Annotated in this window: 15 protein-coding genes; 8 read left to right on the top strand and 7 right to left on the bottom strand. The window is 48.8% G+C overall.

Annotation, left to right across the window (positions count from 1 at the left end; all coding sequences use genetic code 11):
- Window positions 1–98 precede the first annotated feature (98 nt).
- The gene (locus tag NO559_RS09315) at window positions 99–1,682 is read left to right on the top strand and encodes a 5-guanidino-2-oxopentanoate decarboxylase (RefSeq protein ID WP_258331547.1); all 1,584 of its coding nucleotides are present in this window, start codon (window positions 99–101) and stop codon (window positions 1,680–1,682) included.
- Window positions 1,683–1,774: 92 nt separating this feature from the next.
- Window positions 1,775–2,743 (top strand): NAD(P)-dependent oxidoreductase, encoded by a 969-nt coding sequence (locus NO559_RS09310; protein WP_258331546.1) that lies wholly within the window; start codon window positions 1,775–1,777, stop codon window positions 2,741–2,743.
- Window positions 2,744–2,746: 3 nt separating this feature from the next.
- Here the strand turns inward: NO559_RS09310 and NO559_RS09305 are convergent, their stop codons facing one another.
- Window positions 2,747–3,652, bottom strand: coding sequence for a LysR substrate-binding domain-containing protein (locus NO559_RS09305; protein ID WP_258331545.1), 906 nt, complete (start codon window positions 3,650–3,652; stop codon window positions 2,747–2,749).
- A gap of 198 nt (window positions 3,653–3,850) precedes the next feature.
- Here NO559_RS09305 and NO559_RS09300 point away from each other — a divergent pair, with 198 nt between their 5' ends.
- A complete protein-coding gene (locus NO559_RS09300; RefSeq protein WP_258331544.1) occupies window positions 3,851–4,660 on the top strand; it encodes a hypothetical protein in 810 nt (269 codons plus the stop codon).
- Window positions 4,661–4,676: 16 nt separating this feature from the next.
- On the opposite strand, the gene NO559_RS09295 is transcribed toward NO559_RS09300, so the two are convergent.
- Window positions 4,677–5,414 (bottom strand): ABC transporter substrate-binding protein, encoded by a 738-nt coding sequence (locus tag NO559_RS09295; protein ID WP_258331543.1) that lies wholly within the window; start codon window positions 5,412–5,414, stop codon window positions 4,677–4,679.
- Window positions 5,415–5,555: 141 nt separating this feature from the next.
- Window positions 5,556–6,470, bottom strand: a complete 915-nt coding sequence (locus NO559_RS09290) for a LysR family transcriptional regulator (protein WP_258331542.1) — start codon at window positions 6,468–6,470, stop codon at window positions 5,556–5,558.
- A 201-nt stretch (window positions 6,471–6,671) separates the two neighbouring features.
- Between NO559_RS09290 and NO559_RS09285 the strand changes: the two genes are divergently transcribed.
- The 4 genes from NO559_RS09285 (at window position 6,672) to NO559_RS09270 (ending at window position 14,107) form a co-directional block, all read left to right on the top strand.
- Window positions 6,672–8,000: an aspartate aminotransferase family protein gene (locus NO559_RS09285; RefSeq protein ID WP_258331541.1), complete on the top strand. Its 1,329-nt coding sequence runs from the start codon at window positions 6,672–6,674 to the stop codon at window positions 7,998–8,000.
- Between the two features lie 71 nt (window positions 8,001–8,071).
- Window positions 8,072–9,493, top strand: a complete 1,422-nt coding sequence (locus NO559_RS09280; protein WP_258331540.1) for an aldehyde dehydrogenase family protein — start codon at window positions 8,072–8,074, stop codon at window positions 9,491–9,493.
- Window positions 9,494–9,659: 166 nt separating this feature from the next.
- Window positions 9,660–10,964, top strand: a complete 1,305-nt coding sequence (locus tag NO559_RS09275) for a malonyl-CoA decarboxylase (protein ID WP_258331539.1) — start codon at window positions 9,660–9,662, stop codon at window positions 10,962–10,964.
- Between the two features lie 314 nt (window positions 10,965–11,278).
- On the top strand, window positions 11,279–14,107 hold the full coding sequence (locus tag NO559_RS09270; RefSeq protein WP_258331538.1) for a CHASE domain-containing protein: 2,829 nt from the start codon (window positions 11,279–11,281) through the stop codon (window positions 14,105–14,107).
- 44 nt (window positions 14,108–14,151) lie between these two features.
- Here the strand turns inward: NO559_RS09270 and NO559_RS09265 are convergent, their stop codons facing one another.
- Together NO559_RS09265 and NO559_RS09260 are read right to left on the bottom strand one after the other, a co-directional pair.
- Window positions 14,152–15,111: a GTP-binding protein gene (locus tag NO559_RS09265; protein ID WP_258331537.1), complete on the bottom strand. Its 960-nt coding sequence runs from the start codon at window positions 15,109–15,111 to the stop codon at window positions 14,152–14,154.
- 10 nt (window positions 15,112–15,121) lie between these two features.
- Entirely contained in the window at window positions 15,122–16,891 is a 1,770-nt protein-coding gene (locus tag NO559_RS09260) for an amidohydrolase (protein WP_258331536.1), read from the bottom strand.
- 189 nt (window positions 16,892–17,080) lie between these two features.
- Between NO559_RS09260 and NO559_RS09255 the strand changes: the two genes are divergently transcribed.
- Window positions 17,081–18,121, top strand: coding sequence for an AraC family transcriptional regulator (locus NO559_RS09255; protein ID WP_258331535.1), 1,041 nt, complete (start codon window positions 17,081–17,083; stop codon window positions 18,119–18,121).
- Between the two features lies 1 nt (window position 18,122).
- Here NO559_RS09255 and NO559_RS09250 read toward each other — a convergent pair whose 3' ends face one another.
- Window positions 18,123–19,391, bottom strand: coding sequence for an MFS transporter (locus tag NO559_RS09250; protein ID WP_258331534.1), 1,269 nt, complete (start codon window positions 19,389–19,391; stop codon window positions 18,123–18,125).
- A gap of 124 nt (window positions 19,392–19,515) precedes the next feature.
- Complete coding sequence (locus NO559_RS09245) at window positions 19,516–19,965, bottom strand: N-acetyltransferase (RefSeq protein ID WP_258331533.1); 450 nt, start codon at window positions 19,963–19,965, stop codon at window positions 19,516–19,518.
- Window position 19,966 lies beyond the last annotated feature (1 nt).

Raw genomic sequence — 19,966 nt, 5'->3', positions numbered from 1 at the left:
TGAGTTTACGGAATGACCTAATAGAAATAAGTCGTTTTCGCAGGCCCCACAAAATTTCTACTATGGCCGCAAATCCACTCATCAACTGAGGTTTCAACATGGCTACCTGCGGCGAACAACTTATAAAACTGATATCGGCCTATGGCATAGACACCGCCTTTGGCATCCCCGGCACCCACACCATAGAGCTATACCGTGGTCTGCCACAAACCCCTATACGTCATGTTAGCCCACGCCACGAACAAGGCGCAGGATTTATGGCTGATGGTTACGCCCGCGTCACCGGCAAGCCCGCAGTATGTATTACCGTGTCCGGCCCCGGCGGCTATAACATAGGTACGGCCATGGGCCAGGCCAAGCAAGACTCCATCCCCATGCTGGTAATCTCCGCCGATAACAATAGCTGGGAAAAAGGCTTAGGCGAAGGCCGCTTACACGAAACTCGCAACCTGCAGGCCGCCATGGCCGAGTGCAGTGTATGGAGCCACACCTTGGCCCGCCCCGATGAGCTGCCCAAGGTTATCGCCCGCGCCTTTGCCATTTTTAATAGCGAGCGCCCCGGCCCCGTGCATATCTCTATGCCGCTGGATGTTATCACCGCCAATGCCGACCATGTTGATATGGAGCTATGGCCACTACCCAGCCGCCCCGCTGCCTCGCCTGTGCAATTACAACAAGCCGCCGACTTATTAAATCAAGCGCAAAATCCGGTCATCGCGCTGGGCGGCGGTGCCGCCGATGCCGCAGAATTAATACGCGAGCTGGCCACTAAAATAGACGCGCCGGTAACCACCACTCACAACGCCAAAGGCATACTGCCCGCCGACCATCCTCTGCATGTGGGTAGCAGCCCCTCTTACCAGCCTATACGCGATCTCTACCAAGCCGCCGATGTAATTTTGGCCATAGGTACAGAGCTGGCCGAAACTGATTACGACTTTTTCTTTAATGGCCAATTTAGCTTGGGCCAAGCCAAGTTAATACGCATAGATATAGAGGCCGCTCAACTTAGCCGCAACGCCCGCCCCGAGATAGCCATACAAGCTGATGCCGCCTTGGCCAGCGCGGCGCTATTGCCGCTGATTAACCCCGCCCATAGGCAAGGAGCTGATCGCACCGCCACCTTACGTACACAACTCAAAGCACTGGACCATCCCGGTTACCAGCGCTTTTTAGATAGCCTGCAGCAAGCACTGCCCAAGGCCGTAGTGATAGGTGATTCCACCCAACCCGCCTATTTTGCCGGCGCCCAGTATGACGCGCCGCAGCCTCGCAGTTTTGCCTCTGCTGCCACTGGTTACGGTACTTTAGGCCACGCCCTGCCCGCCGCCTTTGGTGCCAAATTAGCAAAACCCGAGTTACCGGTAGTGTGTTTAATCGGTGACGGTGGTTTGCAATTTACCATTAATGAATTAGCCAGCGCGGTGGAAGCGGAGATCCCGGTAGCGGTAGTTATTTGGAACAACCAACGCTACGAAATGATTGCCCAAAACTTTGAAGAGGCGGGCATGCAACCCATAGCCTGTGATATTTACACCCCTGACTTTCTCACTATCGCCCAAGGTTACGGCTGCCCCGCTTACCGCGCGGAAAACTTAGAGAGTTTGATTGGCCACCTACAGCAAGCACAGCAGCAAAACATCCCCACCATTATTGAAGTGATGGAAAAAGATTTTCTATAACCCTGTTCCCAAACTTAAAAAAATGGGGCGCAGCCAAGTACTGCGCCCTTATTACTGCGCCGCATAAACAATGCGTATAACGGAGCCCTACTATGAAAGCGTTTTTAACCCGCGTAACGTATAAAACTGACATGGTTAAGCAAACACTGGCCGATGCCGGTATTAGCTTTAGCATGTATGAAAAAGACCAAGTTTGCCCCCGCAACTTACTGCTGCAACAGGCCGCCGTAGCTGACGCCATATTGACTCACACCGAGGACAATATAGATGCCGAATTTTTTGCAGCCGCCTCGCCGCGTTTAAAAATCATCGCCAATATGGGCATAGGTTTTTCTAATATCGATTTAGAGGCTGCCACCGCTAAAGGCATTATTGTTACCAACACCCCGGTGGAACAGGCCTTTGATGCCACCGCTGAAGCTACCGTCGCGCTATTAGTTTCAGTCGCGCGCCGCATACCCACCTTGCACCATCAGCGCATAAGCTCTGGCCAAGAGCTTAACCCCTCTTTTCTCAACCCCACCAGTGTGGCGATACGCAATAAAACCTGCGGTATAGTCGGTCTAGGACGCATAGGTGCGCGGGTAGCCAAGATGATGCACAAAGGTTTTGATAATCAGATTCTTTACTACGATGCCATTAACAATAGCCAAGCCGACCAGGAATGGGGCGCACAAAGAGTAGAGTTAGATGAGCTGTTACAACGCAGTGATTTTATTTGCGTCAACATCCCCTTAATGGCAGCCACCAAAAATTTAGTCAGTGCCGAGAAAATTGCCTTGGTAAAAGGCAATGCCGTTTTTATTAACGCCGCCAGAGATGGCATAGTCGATGAGGCTGCACTGGTAAAACGTTTAAATAATGGCGAGTTACACGGTGCGGGTTTAGATGTTTACACCGATGAGGTCAATAATATTTGCTACGACAATATTGCCCTCACCGCGCACTTGGCCAACTTTGAAGACGAGGCCTACACCGCCATGTCGCAAACTGTAGCGAATAATGTAGTAGCGGTATTAAACCAACAAACGGCACTGACCCCCGTTAATCAGGTGGCCTAAACCTTAGCTATTAGGTGCGGGGCTACTGCCCTGCGCCACAAACCAATCCGCCACCCGGCTGATGGTCACCAGCTCTGATTTTTCCTTGGGCACTACCACATAATACCCTTCTTGCGAGAGCAGGCTTTGCTCGCAGGCATACACTAAGCGGCCATTTTCCAACTCTTCTTTGGCAAAGTAACGAGGCAGTATCGCCACCCCCAAACCCTGCAAGGCCGCCTGTGACAATAAATGAAAATGCTCAAAGCGCTGCCCCGGCAAAGCTTTAACAGCCTCAACACTGTAACCCGCACGCAGTAACCACTCGTCACTAGCCGACATTTGCGCCGTGTGGTGCAGTAACGGAAACTGCGTGATATCGGCATAAGCTGCCACTGCTTTTTGCTTACCCAACACGGCAGGCGCCGCCACCGCGACCAATTCATCGGCCATTAAAAAGCGTGCCTGTAAGCCCTGCCATCGCCCCGCGCCATAGAGTATGGCCAAATCGTAGCTATGAGCCTCACCGTAAATTTTTTCCATATCGGTGACCACTTCTATGGCAATATCGGGGTAGGCTGATTTAAATTGCGTTAACCGCGGGATTAACCAACGGCTGGCCACCGCTGGCTCAGCCGCCAGTTTAATCACACTGGCCTGGCCAGCACTCACCTCGCGGGTCAGCACTTCGGCCTGATCTAATAAGGCGCGCACCCCTTTGGCATAGGTCTCACCAGTTGGGGTTAGTTGCACCCGCTGCTTAACCCGCTGAAATAAAGTGCAACCCAAAAACGCTTCTAAGTTTTTAATTTGCCGGCTCACCGCACTTTGGGTGAGGTACAACTCCTCCCCCGCCTTGGTAAAGCTGAGGTGACGAGCGGCGGCTTCAAAACACTGTAAAGCAATAAGAGAGGGCAAATAACGGCGCATAAGAGTGATATCAACGCTTAATAAAACAGAGCTGCCATAGTAGTGGTTTTTTTACACTGGCTACAACCATTTAACTAAAAACTATGTCATTGCATCGCTAGTATTAACACCTTACTCATACTCGGTGCTGGTGTAAGCTCTGGCTTCAGACTAATCTAACAGTCATTAAATTATTGCCCATAATAAGGCCTTAGCACTATGGACCAACAAGAATTTCTGTATAACCACAACAGCATTGTAATTACCTTAGTGCTATTTGCGCTGATTATTTTATTTAATGAAGTCTCGTTTCGCATAGGCCGCTACGTACAGCACCGCACCAATGCTGAACTCAAGTCACTCACCGGTTCGGTGCAAGCCAGTATATTAGGTTTATTAGCATTATTGCTGGGCTTTACTTTTAGCATGGCTATGCAACGCTTTGATAACCGTAACCTAGCCTTGATTGATGAAGCCAATGCCATAGGCACCACCGTTTTAAGAGTGCATTTACTGGCTTCATCCTACCGTAGCGATACCTACCACACACTGGATCAATATATAGACCTACGCATAGCTCAAGGCAAAACCGATCTCAGCCAAACTGAAACCAGAGCTCAATACAATGAACAGCTAACAACGCTACAGTATGAACTATGGGAGCTGGCGACTTTAGCCGCCAGTACCGACCCTAGGCCGACCACCACGGGCGCTTATATCAACGCTTTAAATGCCATGTTTGATGCTCAAAGTAAACGCAACGCGCTGCTGCAGATGCATGTGCCGGAAGTGGTATTACTACTCTTGTTTATAGTGTTTATCGCATCGCTAGGGATTATGGGTTACTCCAGCGGGCTCAGTAATAAGCGCTTAGCAATACCCACGGTATTGATTGCCTTTTTAATTGCCATGATTGTTTTTATTATTATCGACCTCGATAGACCCAAGCGTGGGCTTATACAAGTCAACCAAGCTATGATGCTGGAGCTAAAAGGCTTAATGGCCACCAGCCTTTTAAAAGACACTTAAAATTGACGGCCTAGTTTTATTGCTGCCAATCACTCAAACCATATTTATTGAGAATAAGCTCTAACTCACCACTAGCACGCAAACGGCGCGTGGCTTGATCCACTTGATCAATGAGTTGAAACGAACGTTCATTAGCGGGTGAGCAAGCAATATACATCACTAAGGGTCGCCCAAGTACGGCTATATTGCTGATTCTATCTTCTAAACCCATTTGCTTGATAAGGGTATTAGCAACCGCGGTGCTCGCTATAAAAGCATCAAGCCGCTTGGACATGAGTTGCTTAATATTTCTGCTTAGGCCGTCTTCACCCGCCGCGATTTTAAAAACCTTAGGGTACATAGGTATTTGGCTATCCATAGGCTCACCGTAGGTATAGTCCTTAACTACACCTACCTTTTGACTCAAAAGAGACTCAAACCCCTGATAAGACCAGCTCTCTTCCTTAAGCCTATAAATACCGATTTGTGTAGTCCCCCAATTTTCATGGGGTAATACAAAGCCGGGGACATCTCTAACATCAGCACCGACAACACAGTCCACCCTGCCACTGCGCACTTCTTCAAGCGCCCTAGACCAAGGCATCAATTTATAATCAATGCTGCCAAAAGCGCGTTGGGCTAGCTCTATCATATAGCCCGGCAATTCAGCACCGGGTTTGCCATTCATAGGAAACCATTCATCAGCACGAATGCTAACGGGTTGAGCAACGCTAAAATGACTCAGCAGTAATAGCAATATTAAGGGGAAACGCATACAACTACCCATTGCGTTAATGTATTTACAGCGTAGACCACAACAGCCACACAATCTGGCATTTGCAAAAACAAGCTAGTGTATCAGCTGCACCGGTGCAGCACTATAAAGCCATAGCTAAACGCACCGGCCAGAGTAAAGCTAAACCAATTGATGGGCCTGCCTCAGGCACTGTATAAAGGTATCCACCACCCGCGAGGGTTTAGGCGAGAGTCTATACGCCGCCGAAAACTCACAGAGATATTGAAAGGTATTCTCACCCACGCTTTTCATCAGCCCCCGCTCAACAAACTGCTTGGCATAGTGATCGGGTAAATAACCTAAATAACAACCCGATAGTATCAGCGTGGCTATGGCCTCTTGGTCATAGCCGGTAGCGGAGCGCTGCATATTGAGTTGCTGCCCTATTTGCATATTGGGTGACATATAACCCAGCCCTGCGTATTTAGCCGCCAAGATTTGTGACTCTGTAACAAGCTCTTCATCCCAAAAACTATGCTGGCGGCCACAGTAGAGGTACATCTGCTCTTTAAACAGCGGCTCGTAATGGATGCCGCTGGCGCTGCGCTGAAAGGGCACCACCCCCACCTGAAAGCGGCCATCTAAGATGCCGCGCTCAATTTCATTCAGCGGCTCTACAAACAGCTCTAAAACCACCTTAGGAGCCGCTTGCTCAAACAGACGCAGCGCCGTGCTAATCGCCGCCTGAGGGTTAGTCACCGTTTTATCAAACAGGGCTATGCCTATGTTGCCGGTCATCTGCTGGTGCACATCATTGACCTCCCCCCTAAACTCATCCATGGCGGCCAGCAAGCGCAGCGAGGCTTTATAAATCAGCTGGCCCTCCTCGGTGAGCGCAAAACCACTGCGGCCACGGCGGCACAACACCACCCCCAGGCGTATCTCTAAGTCCTTTAAGTGACGGCTGATAGTAGAGCGGCCTATATTCAACTCCACCTCGGCAGCTGAGATACCACCGCTTTCGGCCACCACTCTAAACACCCGCAGCAGCCGTAAATCGACATCGCTAAGCTGCCCTAAGGTTTTTGTTACCATACCCTGCCTACCCTGCTATTAATGGCCCGCATCAGAACTTCATAGCGGCCAACCTATGTTTCATTAAAATGAAACTTAAGTGTGATATTTAGTCATTTATGAAACATAAATACAAGTGTAAATTCGACCCCATGAATGAATGGCAAACCATAAGCACGGCCCATCATTCACTCATTAATGTTAATAAGTTGAGTAGAGACTATGACTGACAAGCTTGCAGGATTAACCCAAAAACAACTGGACGCCCACTGGATGGCGTTTACTGGCAACCGCCAGTTTAAAAAAGACCCACGCATTATTGTTTCTGCCGAAGGCAAATATTACACCGACGCCGAAGGTCGCAAGATCTTTGACGGCTTGTCTGGCCTGTGGACCTGCGGCTTGGGCCACAGCGTGCCCGAAATCAACGAAGCGGTAGCCGAGCAAATCAAGACCTTGGATTACTCGCCCGCCTTCCAGTTTGGCCACCCCAAGGCTTTCCAATTAGCGGAAAAAATCACCGAGTTTATGCCCGAAGGCTTAAACCGTGTGTTTTACACCGGCTCTGGCTCTGAATCTGCCGAGACTTCTTTAAAAATCGCCCGCGCTTACTGGCGCAAAAAAGGCATGCCCAGCAAGACTAAATTAATTGGTCGCGGCCTGGGCTACCACGGTGTTAACTGGGGCGGCATCTCGGTAGGCGGCATAGGCCCCAACCGCGCCCTATACGGCCAAGCAGTAGACGCCGATCATATGCGCCACACCATGCTGCCTGAAAACACCTTTGTTAAAGGCCAGCCCGAAACCGGCGCTGAGCTAGCTAACGAGTTGCTAGACATTATCGCCCTACACGACGCCTCTAACATCGCCGCCGTTATTGTAGAGCCTATGCCCGGTTCTGCCGGTGTTATCCCACCGCCAAAAGGTTATTTAGATCGCCTGCGTGAAATTTGTACCGCTAACAACATCTTATTAATTTTTGATGAAGTTATCTGTGCCTTTGGCCGCATGGGTGCTAAAACCGGTGCCGAAGCCTACGGCGTAACCCCTGACATTATCAACATCGCCAAGCAGATGACTAACGGTACCATCCCCATGGGTGCGGTAATCACTACCGACGAAATACACGATGTATTTATGGCCGAAGGCGGCCCAGAGTATATGGTGGAATTACCCCACGGTTACACCTACTCCGCTCACCCGGTAGCCTGTGCAGCTGGCTTAGCCTCGCTAAACTTATTGCAAAGCGGTAACTACATACAAAACGTTGCTGAACTTAGCCCCTACTTTGAAGAAGCGGTACACAGCTTGAAAGGCTGTAATAATGTAACCGATATTCGTAACTACGGTTTTGCCGCTGGCTTTACCCTAGCGGCCCACCCCGGTGAGCCTGCGCGCCGCCCTTACGAAATCGCCATGAAAATGTGGGAGAAGGGTTTTTACGTACGCTACGGCGGTGCCACGATTCAGTTGGGGCTACCGTTTACTACCGAAAAATCCGAAATCGACTCACTCATTAATGCCTTAGGTGAAACCTTTAACCAAGCCTAAGCTCTCAATAGCTGTGTACTACACTTATCCGTGAGTACACAGCGTCAAACTAATTAAGAGGATGTAACACAATGGCCGTATCACAGCCCACAGAATTAAGTGAAGCAGGCAAAGAGATCAAAAGTCTTATTGACCGCGCCCGCGCTGCTCAAAAACAAATTGAAAACTACAACCAAGAACAAGTAGACCAACTGATCCGCGCCATGGTGTGGTCAGTCGCCCGCCCCGGTGTAGCCGAAGAGATTGCCAAGCAAGCAGTAGAAGAAACTGCCCTGGGTAACTACGATGGCAAGTTCACCAAAATGTCTAAAAAATGTCGCGCTGCGCTGTTTGATATTATCGACGATGAGTCGGTAGGCATAATCGAAGAATTACCCGAGCGCAATATTGTTAAAGTGGCCAAGCCTATAGGCGTAGTGGGTGCCTTAACCCCGTGCACCAACCCCGAAGCCACACCGGTAATTAAAGCCATTAACGCCGTTAAAGGCCGTAACGCCATCGTGATTGCGCCGCACCCACGCGCTAAAATCACCACCAAAATGCTATGTGACAATATGCGTGCAGCCTTAAAAGCTTGCGGCGCGCCTGAAGATTTGGTGATAGGTATAGAGCAGCCTTCTTTAGACGGCACTGCTGAACTAATGAAACAGGCCGACGTAGTACTAGCCACTGGCGGCGGCGCCATGGTTAAAGCAGCTTACTCTAGCGGCACGCCTGCCTTAGGTGTAGGTGCGGGTAATGCCTGTATCACCGTAGACGAAACTGCCGACCTGGATGATGCAGCCAACAAAATCAAACTATCTAAAACTTTTGACTTTGCGACCTCATGCTCATCAGACAACAACGTTATTGCCGTTGCCGCTATCTATGATGCCTTATTAGAAAAGCTACAAGCCCAAGGCGGTTACTTGGTTTCTGAAGCCGAATACCCCAAATTTAAAGATGCCCTATGGCCTGATGGCGCGCACCTAAACCCCGACATTATCGCCCAATCTGCCCAGCGCATAGGCGAGATTGCCGGCGTTAACATCCCTGAAGACAAGTCCTTTATCATCGTACCTGAAAACGGTGCTGGCCCTGAGTATATGTTCTCAGGTGAGAAACTGTCGGTAGTGATGGGCTTCCACAAGGTAGCTGACGTAGATGCAGCCGTAGCATTAACTAACGCCATACAAGAGTACCAAGGCCTGGGCCACTCTTGCGGTTTATACACCACTAACGATAAAGCGGTTGAAAAGTTTGCGCTGGGCACGAAAACCTCGCGCGTGATGATCAACCAGCCACAGTCGCTATCTAACTCTGCCAACGTGTGGAACGGTATGCGCCAAACCTTCTCATTAGGTTGTGGTTTTTGGGGTGGCAACTCGGTTAATGACAATATTAACTGGCGTCACTTGGTTAATATCTCTTGGGTTTCTCGCCCCTTAGATAAAGTAAAAGTAGTACCCAGCGACGAAGACTTATTTGGCGATGCCATCGATCTTGTTAAATAAGCCCGTTACTGATTAGTACCTCAGCGGCTGCTTCTATCCAGAAGCAGCCGCACTTGTAACACAATAACGTTATAACTCATTTAGCCTAGCGATATTTGGGCTCACCCTACAGGCTATTAACACAGCCAGGCGTTCGCCCACTCACCGCAGGATAGGGATTTACACTATGTCATTCAATTCGTGGATGAACTCCATAGCCGAAGCCGGCCGCGACCTATTACGACGCTCTAAAGGCAATAAAGACGAAAAAAACATTAAAACACTGTGTGCCGACCTCTGCTCTAACAAGGGCGAAGCCATGGGCACCGCATTAGCCTGCGCGGTAGTAAACGCCTACCACGCCATGAATGAGCAAGAGCAACTCAAGTTTTTTAAACTACTGGTTAGTGATTACAGCCCCCGCTCAGATGCCATTGTGCACTGCGCTGATGCCTATAAGGCCGAGCCCTCAGCTAAAAATCTACAGGCCTTAAGCAAAGCGGTAGAGCCACCGCGGCAGCACTTATTTCGCCGCATTAACATGTCTCCCACCGGCACCCCCACACTAGTGGGCATGCGTGCAGATTTACAAAAATACCTGAAAGACCACGACGAACTGCGCGCTGTTGATAATGACTTGAAACACTTATTAGAGTCCTGGTTTAACCGCGGATTTTTAAAAATACGCAGCATAGATTGGAAAACACCGGCCCATATTCTAGAAAAACTCATTGCCTATGAAGCCGTACACGAGATGAATGGCTGGGAAGATTTGCGTCGTCGCTTAGAAGATGACAGACGCTGCTTTGCCTTTTTCCACCCCGCCTTAGAAGACGAACCATTAATCTTTGTAGAGGTAGCCCTCACCCACGGCCTAGCCACCGCCGTACAGCCATTACTGGCCCCCAAAAGCGATGTGCTAGAACAAGAGCCTGCCGACACGGCGATTTTCTACTCAATCAGCAATTGCCAAGAAGGCCTTAAAGGCATTTCTTTTGGTAACTTTTTAATTAAACAAGTGGTAATGGAGCTGCGCGAAGAACTGCCACAGCTGACCCAGTTCTCTACCTTGTCGCCCATACCGACCTTCTGCCGCTGGTTAAACAAAGAACTGGAAAACAAAGAAAGTACTTTAATTAACAGCAAAGAGCGTAAGCTATTAGCGCAAATAGAATTAGAGAACTGGCACAAAGACCCAGCCCTTGCGGAAACCTTAAAGCCCGTGCTGATGCGCCTGTGCGCCCATTACCTGCACAATGAAAAACGCGGTGCTGCTCCCCTAGACCCCGTAGCCAGGTTCCACCTAGGCAACGGTGCGCGCATAGAGCAACTCAACTGGATGGGCGATGTTTCTAAAAACGGCCTTAAACAATCGGCCGCTATTTTAGTAAACTATCTCTACAAGCTAAACAAAGTAGAAGAAAACCACGAAGCCTACATCAACGACAACGTGGTAGCCTGCTCCAAAAAGTTTAAGACCTTAATCGACTAAACACCCTGCGAGGCCCCACTTAGGTGGTGGCCTCTTGCCCCCCCAGCTCAGATCTCCCCCTACACACGCTGCCTAGTAACTGTCAGCAGTCAATACCCTGCCAAAAGTAAGGCTATACTTGCAATCGCTGCTGCTGAAGATTTTGCCTCCGGAACTGACCCAGGCATCTCTGGCCCTTGCACATAAACTCGCCTAGGAACTCCACCGCGCAAGCAAAGCTAAAGCTTTTTGCATAGACTGATAAAGAATAGCGGCTATATTTATAAGATATATTGACTACAATAATTAGACCTTGCAGTTAGGAACATATCTTAGTGAAGCCCTTATTACACTTTTTTCTCCCCCTGGTTGGCTATTTCCTCATGGGCCACTTTGGCCTATTGCTCTCCATCCCCCCCGGCTTTGCTTCAGCGGTATGGCCTGCCTCAGGTTTGGCCCTAGCTTGTGTTTTATTACTTAACCCACTGGCGGCTACCCTAGGTATAGGTTTGGGCTCATTCTTGGTTAATTATAGTGTCGTCACACAAGGCTACAGCGAGTTCTCAGTAAACAGCGCCGCCCTGCCTATGCTTATCTCGGTGGGAGCCATGCTGCAAGCCCAGGCTGGCTACTATTTGTTTCGCCGCAGTAATGATCTTTCAATGAGTCTAAGCTCGCCCACAGATATTTATAAATTCACCTTTCTAGTGGCCCCTATAAGCTGCCTGATTTCACCCAGCGTAGGTGTTGCGGCCTTATATACCTCAAACACGGTAGCAGCGGAAAATGTTATTTTTAACTGGGGCACCTGGTGGGTGGGCGATACTATAGGCGTGCTGCTATTCACTCCATTGATACTGACCATTTTTATAAAACAACAGGTTTCATCAGAAAGAAAGCTACAAGTAGCTATGCCGGCATTAATTATTTTTGCTGGCGTTTTAATTTTATTTTTAAACTCAGTAGAAGCACGCAAAGCATATTTATATAAAATCATTAGTGATGATGCCCGCGATTTTTTACAAAAAGTTGAAGAAAGGCTCTCCATCTCTGAATACAAACTAATGGCTTACACAGCCTTTCACCAAGGTTCAGAGTCTGTTTCCATGCAGGAGTTTTTTGCATTTACCCAAGCATTATTGTCAGGAAATAGCTCCTTTACCGGCATAGGTTGGACAGAAATAGTGCCCGCAGATAAACGCCAGCACTATGAAAACGCCATGAGGGCACAAGGTTTTAGCGAATATAACTTTACCGAGATAGATGAGCAGGGCCAGATACATATCGCCCCACAGCGCTCCGTATACTATCCCGTGTTATATATTTTCCCTATCGCAAAAAATATTAAAGCCTTTGGACTAAACTTGGCAGCTATACCTAACAGGCTAGCAGCACTGCAACAAGCTCGTGAACAAGCCATCTCTATAGCCACGCCCCCCATTAGGCTAGCCCAGGAACAGGAAAACCAACGTTCTATTATTCTTTACACGCCTATTTTTGACACACCGGCCACCTACGATGGCGAACTTATGCAACAGAAGCCACAAAATTTTGTAGGCTATGTCAGCGGTGTATTTAGAATCAGTGATTTATTGGGGCCGTTGATACATAAAGCCAATCAATTGAACTACGACATGGCCATCATTGATATTAGCAACAGCAACAAACCATTGGCTTTATTAGAGTCGCAGCAACCGCCACTACAGCAATTTCCACCTATTTTGCATTCCTTTGACTTTGGCGGCCGCCAGTATCAGCTATCCTTTTACGCCACTAACAGCTATCAATTTTCATCCAAAGATTGGCTGAGCTGGAGCATACTGACTATAGGACTGTTAACCACGGCTATCCTGCAAGCCTTTATTTTAATTATCACCGGCATTACTGAAAGAGTGAGAAGAGAGGTCAATTCAAAAACCGCCGACCTGCAACTGGCCATGCAAGCTGCCGAAGCGGCCAGCCATGCCAAATCTAATTTTGTAGCCAATATGAATCACGAGCTACGCACCCCGCTCAATGCCATTATAGGAATAATCAATTTATGCTTAAAAACACCTTTATCAGATAAACAATTGGACTATATGCAAAAGGCTAAACGGGCCTCTGGAACCCTGCTATCCCTAATCAATCAAACTCTGGATTACTCTAAAATTGATGCAGGCAAGATGGAGTTAGCACAGGAAGAATTTAACTTTATAGATGTACTGTTAACCATTAATGCGACTTTTTCATTACAGGTCAACAGTAAAGGCATAGAGTTTGATATCAAAATACCTGAGTACTTCCCCGCCCGACTAGTCGGTGACCAGCTGAGGTTAGAGCAAATTTTATTAAACCTGTGCAGCAATGCTTTAAAGTTCACCAACAAAGGCAAGATAGAAATTTCTATTAATATACTCAAACAAAACGACAGTAATATAGAGATAGAAATCGTGGTGACTGACACAGGCATAGGCATCAACCCTAACCAGCTAGAGAATTTGTTTGACTCCTTCCAGCAAGCCGACACCTCCACCACTCGTATCTATGGCGGTACAGGTTTAGGGCTCACTATAACTAAACAACTCATTGATTTAATGAAGGGGGGCATACGCGTAGAAAGCACACCACAGCAAGGCAGCCGCTTTTATGTGCAACTAAGTTTCCCTTACATAGCGAAAGCCGGTGAGCTGTACCGTGAAAACGTCGTAGCTATGTTTGACAGAGAACCCCTGCAAGGCCTAAACGTTGACCCCGAAATAAATAATCAACCTCACTATGAGGCCGAGATTGCAAGCGAGTCAGACACGCCCTTAGAGAACACCTCCATTTTGCTAGTAGAAGATGTGAAAATGAATCAGTTTGTCGCCACCAGCCTGCTAGAAGATTGGGGAGCTTTTGTCGCCATAGCTGAGAACGGTTTAAAGGCCGTAGAAATGCTAAAAGAAAAACCCTATTTCAACATCATCTTGATGGACATACAAATGCCCATTATGGATGGCTTTGAAGCGACCAAAAAAATCAAAGAAGATCCTAAGCTCAAACATATCCCCATAGTCGCCATGACGGCGAATGTTATGAGCAGTGATATAGAAAGATGCCACGCGGCCGGCATGAGCGACCACGTGGGCAAACCTATCGCAGAACAAGAACTGCTGGAAAAAGTCTTAAAAAACAAGCTATAAATTTTTTAACTGTATAACCGGCGATCTCAACATTGTGATCGCCGCTATGCTACACAGGCTTCCAAATCAGCGAGCAATTGTTTTTTATCAAACGGCTCACCGGCTATAAACACCAGCTGATTTTTTAATTCGCCCTGCCAGTTTAGCTGCCTGTCTATGCTCAAGCGCGAGCCCACCTTGTGCAGCAAAAACATTTGCTGCTCAGCACCGCTTAAACGCACAAAGCCTTTGGCTCTGTATATCGATGCGGGTAAGCTGTGAAAAAACGCTTTTAGTGCCTGTATTTTTAAGGGCTGCTCACTTTGCCAGCTCATGCTGTAAAACTCGTGGTGCTGATGTTGGTGCTGGCAGCGCTCATCGCAATGGTGATGCTCATGCTCGCTCTGTGCCGAGTGATGTGCCTGCTGGCCCAGCAATAAAGCCAGCGGCAACTCACCATAACTCGTCTCGTAAACACAGGCATTGGGGAATAACCAATTATCCTTGAGGTTTTGCAGTTGCTCCGCGCTAACCAAATCGACTTTGTTGATCACAACCACATCCGCCACACTGAGCTGATCCATAGCCAGGCGTTTATTGCTGCCTTCAAGATTCGTGAATTGATCGGCATCCAACACGCTAATCACCGCATCCACTGTTAAGTGATTGTCAAACTCGGGGTAACGCAAGGTGTTAACCACCTTAGAAGGTTCAGACACGCCACTGGTTTCAATTAAGATGGCATCGGGCCTACCTTCACGCAACTGTAATAGCTTGCGCAGCTGGGCGATTAAGTCGCTCTCCACCGTGCAACAAATGCAGCCGTTTTCTAGGCTAATCATATTTTGCTCGGCGCTAACCACTAGCTGGCTATCGATATTGAGCTCGCCAAAATCGTTAACCATGACGGCCACTTTGAGGCCCTTCCCTTTATCTGAGGGGACGCTATTTAAAATGCGATTTAATAAGGTGGTTTTACCCGCCCCTAAAAATCCTGAGACTATGGTTACTGGTACCGCTGCCATTATGCCTTACTCACTTATCGTAAAAATTGGGTACGTTATCGGGGTTCAAGGGCGCTTGCAATGGCGTACCACTTAACTCACCGTTTCTATCCCACACTACCTGCCCGGCCATCATGGTTAAATCCACTTGCGTGTTATGCACATTGCCTTGTAGCTCTAACTCAAACAGGTTTCTATCTAGGGCGATAAAGTCTGCCGACTTACCCACTTCTATGCTGCCGGCACTGTCTTCTATACCCATGCAGTGAGCGCCGTTAATCGTCATCACTCGTATCGCATCTGCCACACTGATGGCTTCGCCGTGGAAGGTTTCATCGTTATCGAACCAGGGGTTTTTGCGGGTCATCATAGCCTCAAAACCCACCCAGCAATTAATGGTGGATACCGGCCAATCGGTGCCCATTACCGCCAAGCCGCCGTGATCTAACACGCCTTTAAAATTGTACATGCGATCAAAGCGCTCTTCACCCATCACCTCGCGGGCGCGGGCATAGGGCTCGGGCAACCAGCCTACTGGCGAGAATTCGGCAACAACATTGAGCGCTTTAAAACGCGGCAAGTTTTCATCCAACAATACCGTGGAGTGTGCGCACTGGTGGCGTACACCATTGGGGCCATTGCGTTTGCGGGCTTCGGCCACGGCATCTAAAAATAAGTCCGAGGCACCGTCACCTACACAGTGGGCAATCACTCGTATGCCGCGCCTGTCCATGTCTACCACCATGTCGACGATATGCTCAGGGGTGAGGTTTAAACCGCCGCGCCATTCGCTTTGCCCCGGCCAAGGAGTAGACAGATAAGAAGAATAAGAACCATGAGTGCCATCAAAATGGAACTTCACGGCGTTGGCATTTAAACGAGCACTGCGATAATAGTGGCGCTCGCCCGCTAATAATTCCCAACGTCTGCGCACAGGGAAGATATCGTCCTGCCAGGAAATGGCGGCTTCTACCCGCAGGGTCATGTCGCCGGCATCGTCTACCACTTTTAAGGCATCTAAACGGTTTTCGCATACGTGTACATATTTGGTGCCCACCACACCGCGGCTGGTTTGGTAATGTATGCCTTCACGATAAGCGCGCTGTAAGGCGTGGGCCGGTGTGGGTGGCATAGCGGCGTGTATTAATGAGTAAGCGCCATCCACCAAAATACCGGTGGGTTCGCCAGTAATGCCATCGCGCTCTATAAAACCATTGCGGGGGTCGGGGGTATTGGCATCTATGCCTGCCAGTTCCAGCGCCTTGCTATTAACCAATATGCAGCCCCAGGATCTATCGTGTATGGCCACAGGGCGGTCGCTGATAAAACTATCCAGCCAATGTCTGTCGGCCTCTATACCTTCACGCTTAAAGTGAAAGTGCACAAAGTACTGGCCAAAGATCCATTCACTCTTGGGGTTGGCGGCGGCGTAATCCAAAATCGATTGCTTAACCTGCGCTGGGGTGGGGTCTTCCAAGCCCACATCCAAGTAACCGGCATAACCCGGTGCCAAGGTCAGATCGGGGTGGGTATGCATATCGTAAAGGCCGGGCATGATAAAGCGGCCTTTTAAATCCACTATCTGGGTGTGCTGGTCTATATAGGGCTGCATCTCCTCACGGCTGCCTACCGCCACAAATACACCATCTTTTACCGCTACCGCCTCGGCCCACTCTTGCGCGGGGTTTACGGTATAAATACGGCCATTTTCAAATACCGTATCGGCCAAGCCCGCACCGTGGCCGGTGTGGCTGCTGCGATAATCTTTACCTGCGGGGAAGGAAGTGTCTGGCAAGCTCATAGCATCATCTCTTTAAATCGTGTCACTGTGATCACCGGCCTAAGTTACAGCAAGGCCAGCAAATAAATTCGTTAACGCTAATGCTAGCAACTGCCGCCCATATTTAAACTATCATTAATTGACAGATTGCTATCATTTTTTAACAATGACTAGTTAACGCCAATCAACCATGATTAAGCAACAACAGCCATGCTCACCTTAGAAGCCCATCAAGCCACCAACCATCTAGCCAGCCGCTTTTTGGGCCATTATTGCCAGCTGCTAGACAAACTAGCCCTGCAACAGTCTGTGGATGTGCCCGCCCTGTTAGTGCAGCTGGGGCTGGACGCTAAACAGGCGCAAGCCCGTATCACGCTAAACCAGTATTACCGGCTGCTGGCCCTCACCGCCCCCAGACTGCAAGGCCAGGGCTTTTTTTTACAGCTGGGGCAATGCTTTGATATCAGCGACGCTGGCGTTTTAGGCTATGCCTCACTCAGCGTGGATAATCTGCGCCAATCCTGGGAGCTAACTGACCGCAACTATGCACTCTACCCCCACCCCTTAACTGCACAGCGGCTAATTGATAGCCAGCGGGTGAGCCTGCGGCTGAATATACCCGCGCAAAGTATTAATGATAGCCGCTACCTGCAAGAAGAGTGGCTAAGCGCTACCTGGAAGTGGATGTGCCAGCGCCTGCCCGAAATCGCACAACGTAAAGAGCTGGTCGTTAAACTAGCCTACCCAGCACCCAGCGATAAAGAGTATTACCAGCGCATATTCCCCGGCCCGGTATTATTTGACCAAGAGCACAGCGAATTGAGTTTTCCACTCAGTTGGTATGATATTCCCTTCCCCAGCGCCAACCCAGCCACTGCCGCGCTGTGCCAGCAGCAATGCCAGTTCATTATGAATCAGCTGGCCAGCCAAACGGATTTAGTCGAGCAAGTGCAAAGGTTGTTGCTGCTATCACCGCAACGAGAATTACCTAGCTTGGCCGAAATGGCGCAACACTTTCACTTGGCCAGCCACAGCTTTCACCGGCAGTTAAAAAAATCAGGGGTGAGTTATAGGCAAATTATTAATGAGGTAAAAATGGAATTGGCCAAAGATTATTTAGCCAAAACCACACTGCCCTTACAGGAAATTAGCTATTTATTAGGTTACGAACATGCAGCCAATTTTTACAGGGCCTTTAAGCAACAGCTGGGGATGACGGCCACAGAGTTTCGTAACCGCGCTGAAAAATAATTTAGTTATCGCCCTCGGCCTTGGCATGTTCCTCCCCCACTACGGCCTCAACATCAGCATGTAATACGGTACCTATAGGTGATGGCACCTGCACAAAGGTAGGGTATCTATCCACATCGCTGGACCAGGGTATAAACATGGCTCTATACAGAGCAATCACCGCCAACAGGCCGCACATCATGGCCAGGCTAATAAATAAATAATTAGAGCCCAGGCTTTCCATTAACATGGCTACCGCTAAAGGCGCTACCGAGGCGGATAAACCGCTGATCATGGCTATAGTCGCAGTGGCGGGCATGATTTGCTGTGGCTCTAAAAAATCATTCACTATCGCAATAACAATAGAATAATTGGGGAAACAACAGGCACCAAACACCGCCGCCCATAGATACCACTGGCCAAGATTAGCGCTGCTATACACTATCATTAAGGCCGCCACCGCCGAACACAACATGGTAAACCCTAACACCCAGCGCCTATCTATGCTGTCGGATAATTTGCCCAGCGGCCATTGCGACACTATCCCTCCCGCCAACATCACCGCCATAAAAACAGCCACCTCATCAACGCTGCGGCCCTGATGCAAGCCATAGACTACTGCCATGCCCAACACCACCGCATAACAGGCCTGCACCAATACCACACCAAAAAAACCCATGGGGCTAATTTGGTAAAACTCTTTAATACTAATGTTTTTAGTGCTCAGCTCTATAGCGGGTACTTCCGAAGCAGTCACTAATATGGGGATAGCCGCCACACTCACTAGCACTGAGATAAAGGTAAATAATTCAAAACTGGCGGGGTCGCCCATTTTTAAAAACAGCTGCCCCAAACAAATACCCGCCAACATAATGACCATGTAGATGGATAAAATCTGGCCGCGATTTTGGTTGCTAGCCGAGTTGTTTAACCAGCTTTCCGACACCACATAAATGCTGGAAAAAGCAAAACCGGTAAGCAGGCGCATAAACATCCACACCGTGGGATCGATAATCACCGAGTGTATCAATATGGTTACCGAGGCCAAGGCGCTCAGCGCGCCAAAGGAACGCACTAAGCCCACCCGCTTAATAATACGGGGCGAGTAACGCGCGCCTAATAAAAAGCCCACAAAATAGGCCGACATTAAACCGCCCGTCACTACATCGCCAAAGCCCTCTATAGTAGAGCGCACCCCTAACAAACTACCCTGGCTACCCACTGCCAAAGCAATTAAAGCCAGGCCTATAAACAAAGGGATTAAATTTCTAATCGCTGTTGCCGTTGCCACACCGTACTCCAAATTTGTATCAGTTTTTTACACGGCAACCATAACCGCACATCTTTCTTTGTTTTCTCTTTTCTCTTGTAGCTTTCAGCTTGCAACTTAAAACTTCAGCCCCCCAAGGGCTGAACTATTCCACCGTCATTTGATAAGTTTGCCACTGCGTTTTTTCTGCCAGCTTATCGTATACCGCACGGCCGCGATAATTATTATCGGCGGTAATCCAGCGTATAAAGGGCCAGCCTTTATCTTTGGCGCTATCGTGCAAAGTATCAAATAATAAATCCACTACCCCGCTACCACGGCATTCTGGCTGCACAAATAAATCATCTAAAAAACCTACCATTTGCCCGCGTATAGGCGAAGGCATGGCGCGGTAGTGCATAAAACCTATCCCTTTGCCCTGCTCGTCTTTAGCCAACAAACAGTAAAAATCCTGTTCGCCATCAAATATCCACGACCATATGGTGTCCAGGATTTCATCATCCATAGGCATGTTATAAAAATGGACGTAGGCGCAGTACAAAGCCTCCCAATCATTTCTATCTTGCTCTAATAAAGGGCTGACACTCAGCATCATG

The sequence above is a fragment of the Dasania sp. GY-MA-18 genome (genome assembly GCF_024734385.1).
Taxonomy (GTDB): domain Bacteria; phylum Pseudomonadota; class Gammaproteobacteria; order Pseudomonadales; family Dasaniaceae; genus Dasania; species Dasania phycosphaerae.
The sequence above is the reverse complement of the archived record's forward strand: the minus strand, read 5'-3'. Positions and strand labels throughout refer to the sequence as shown.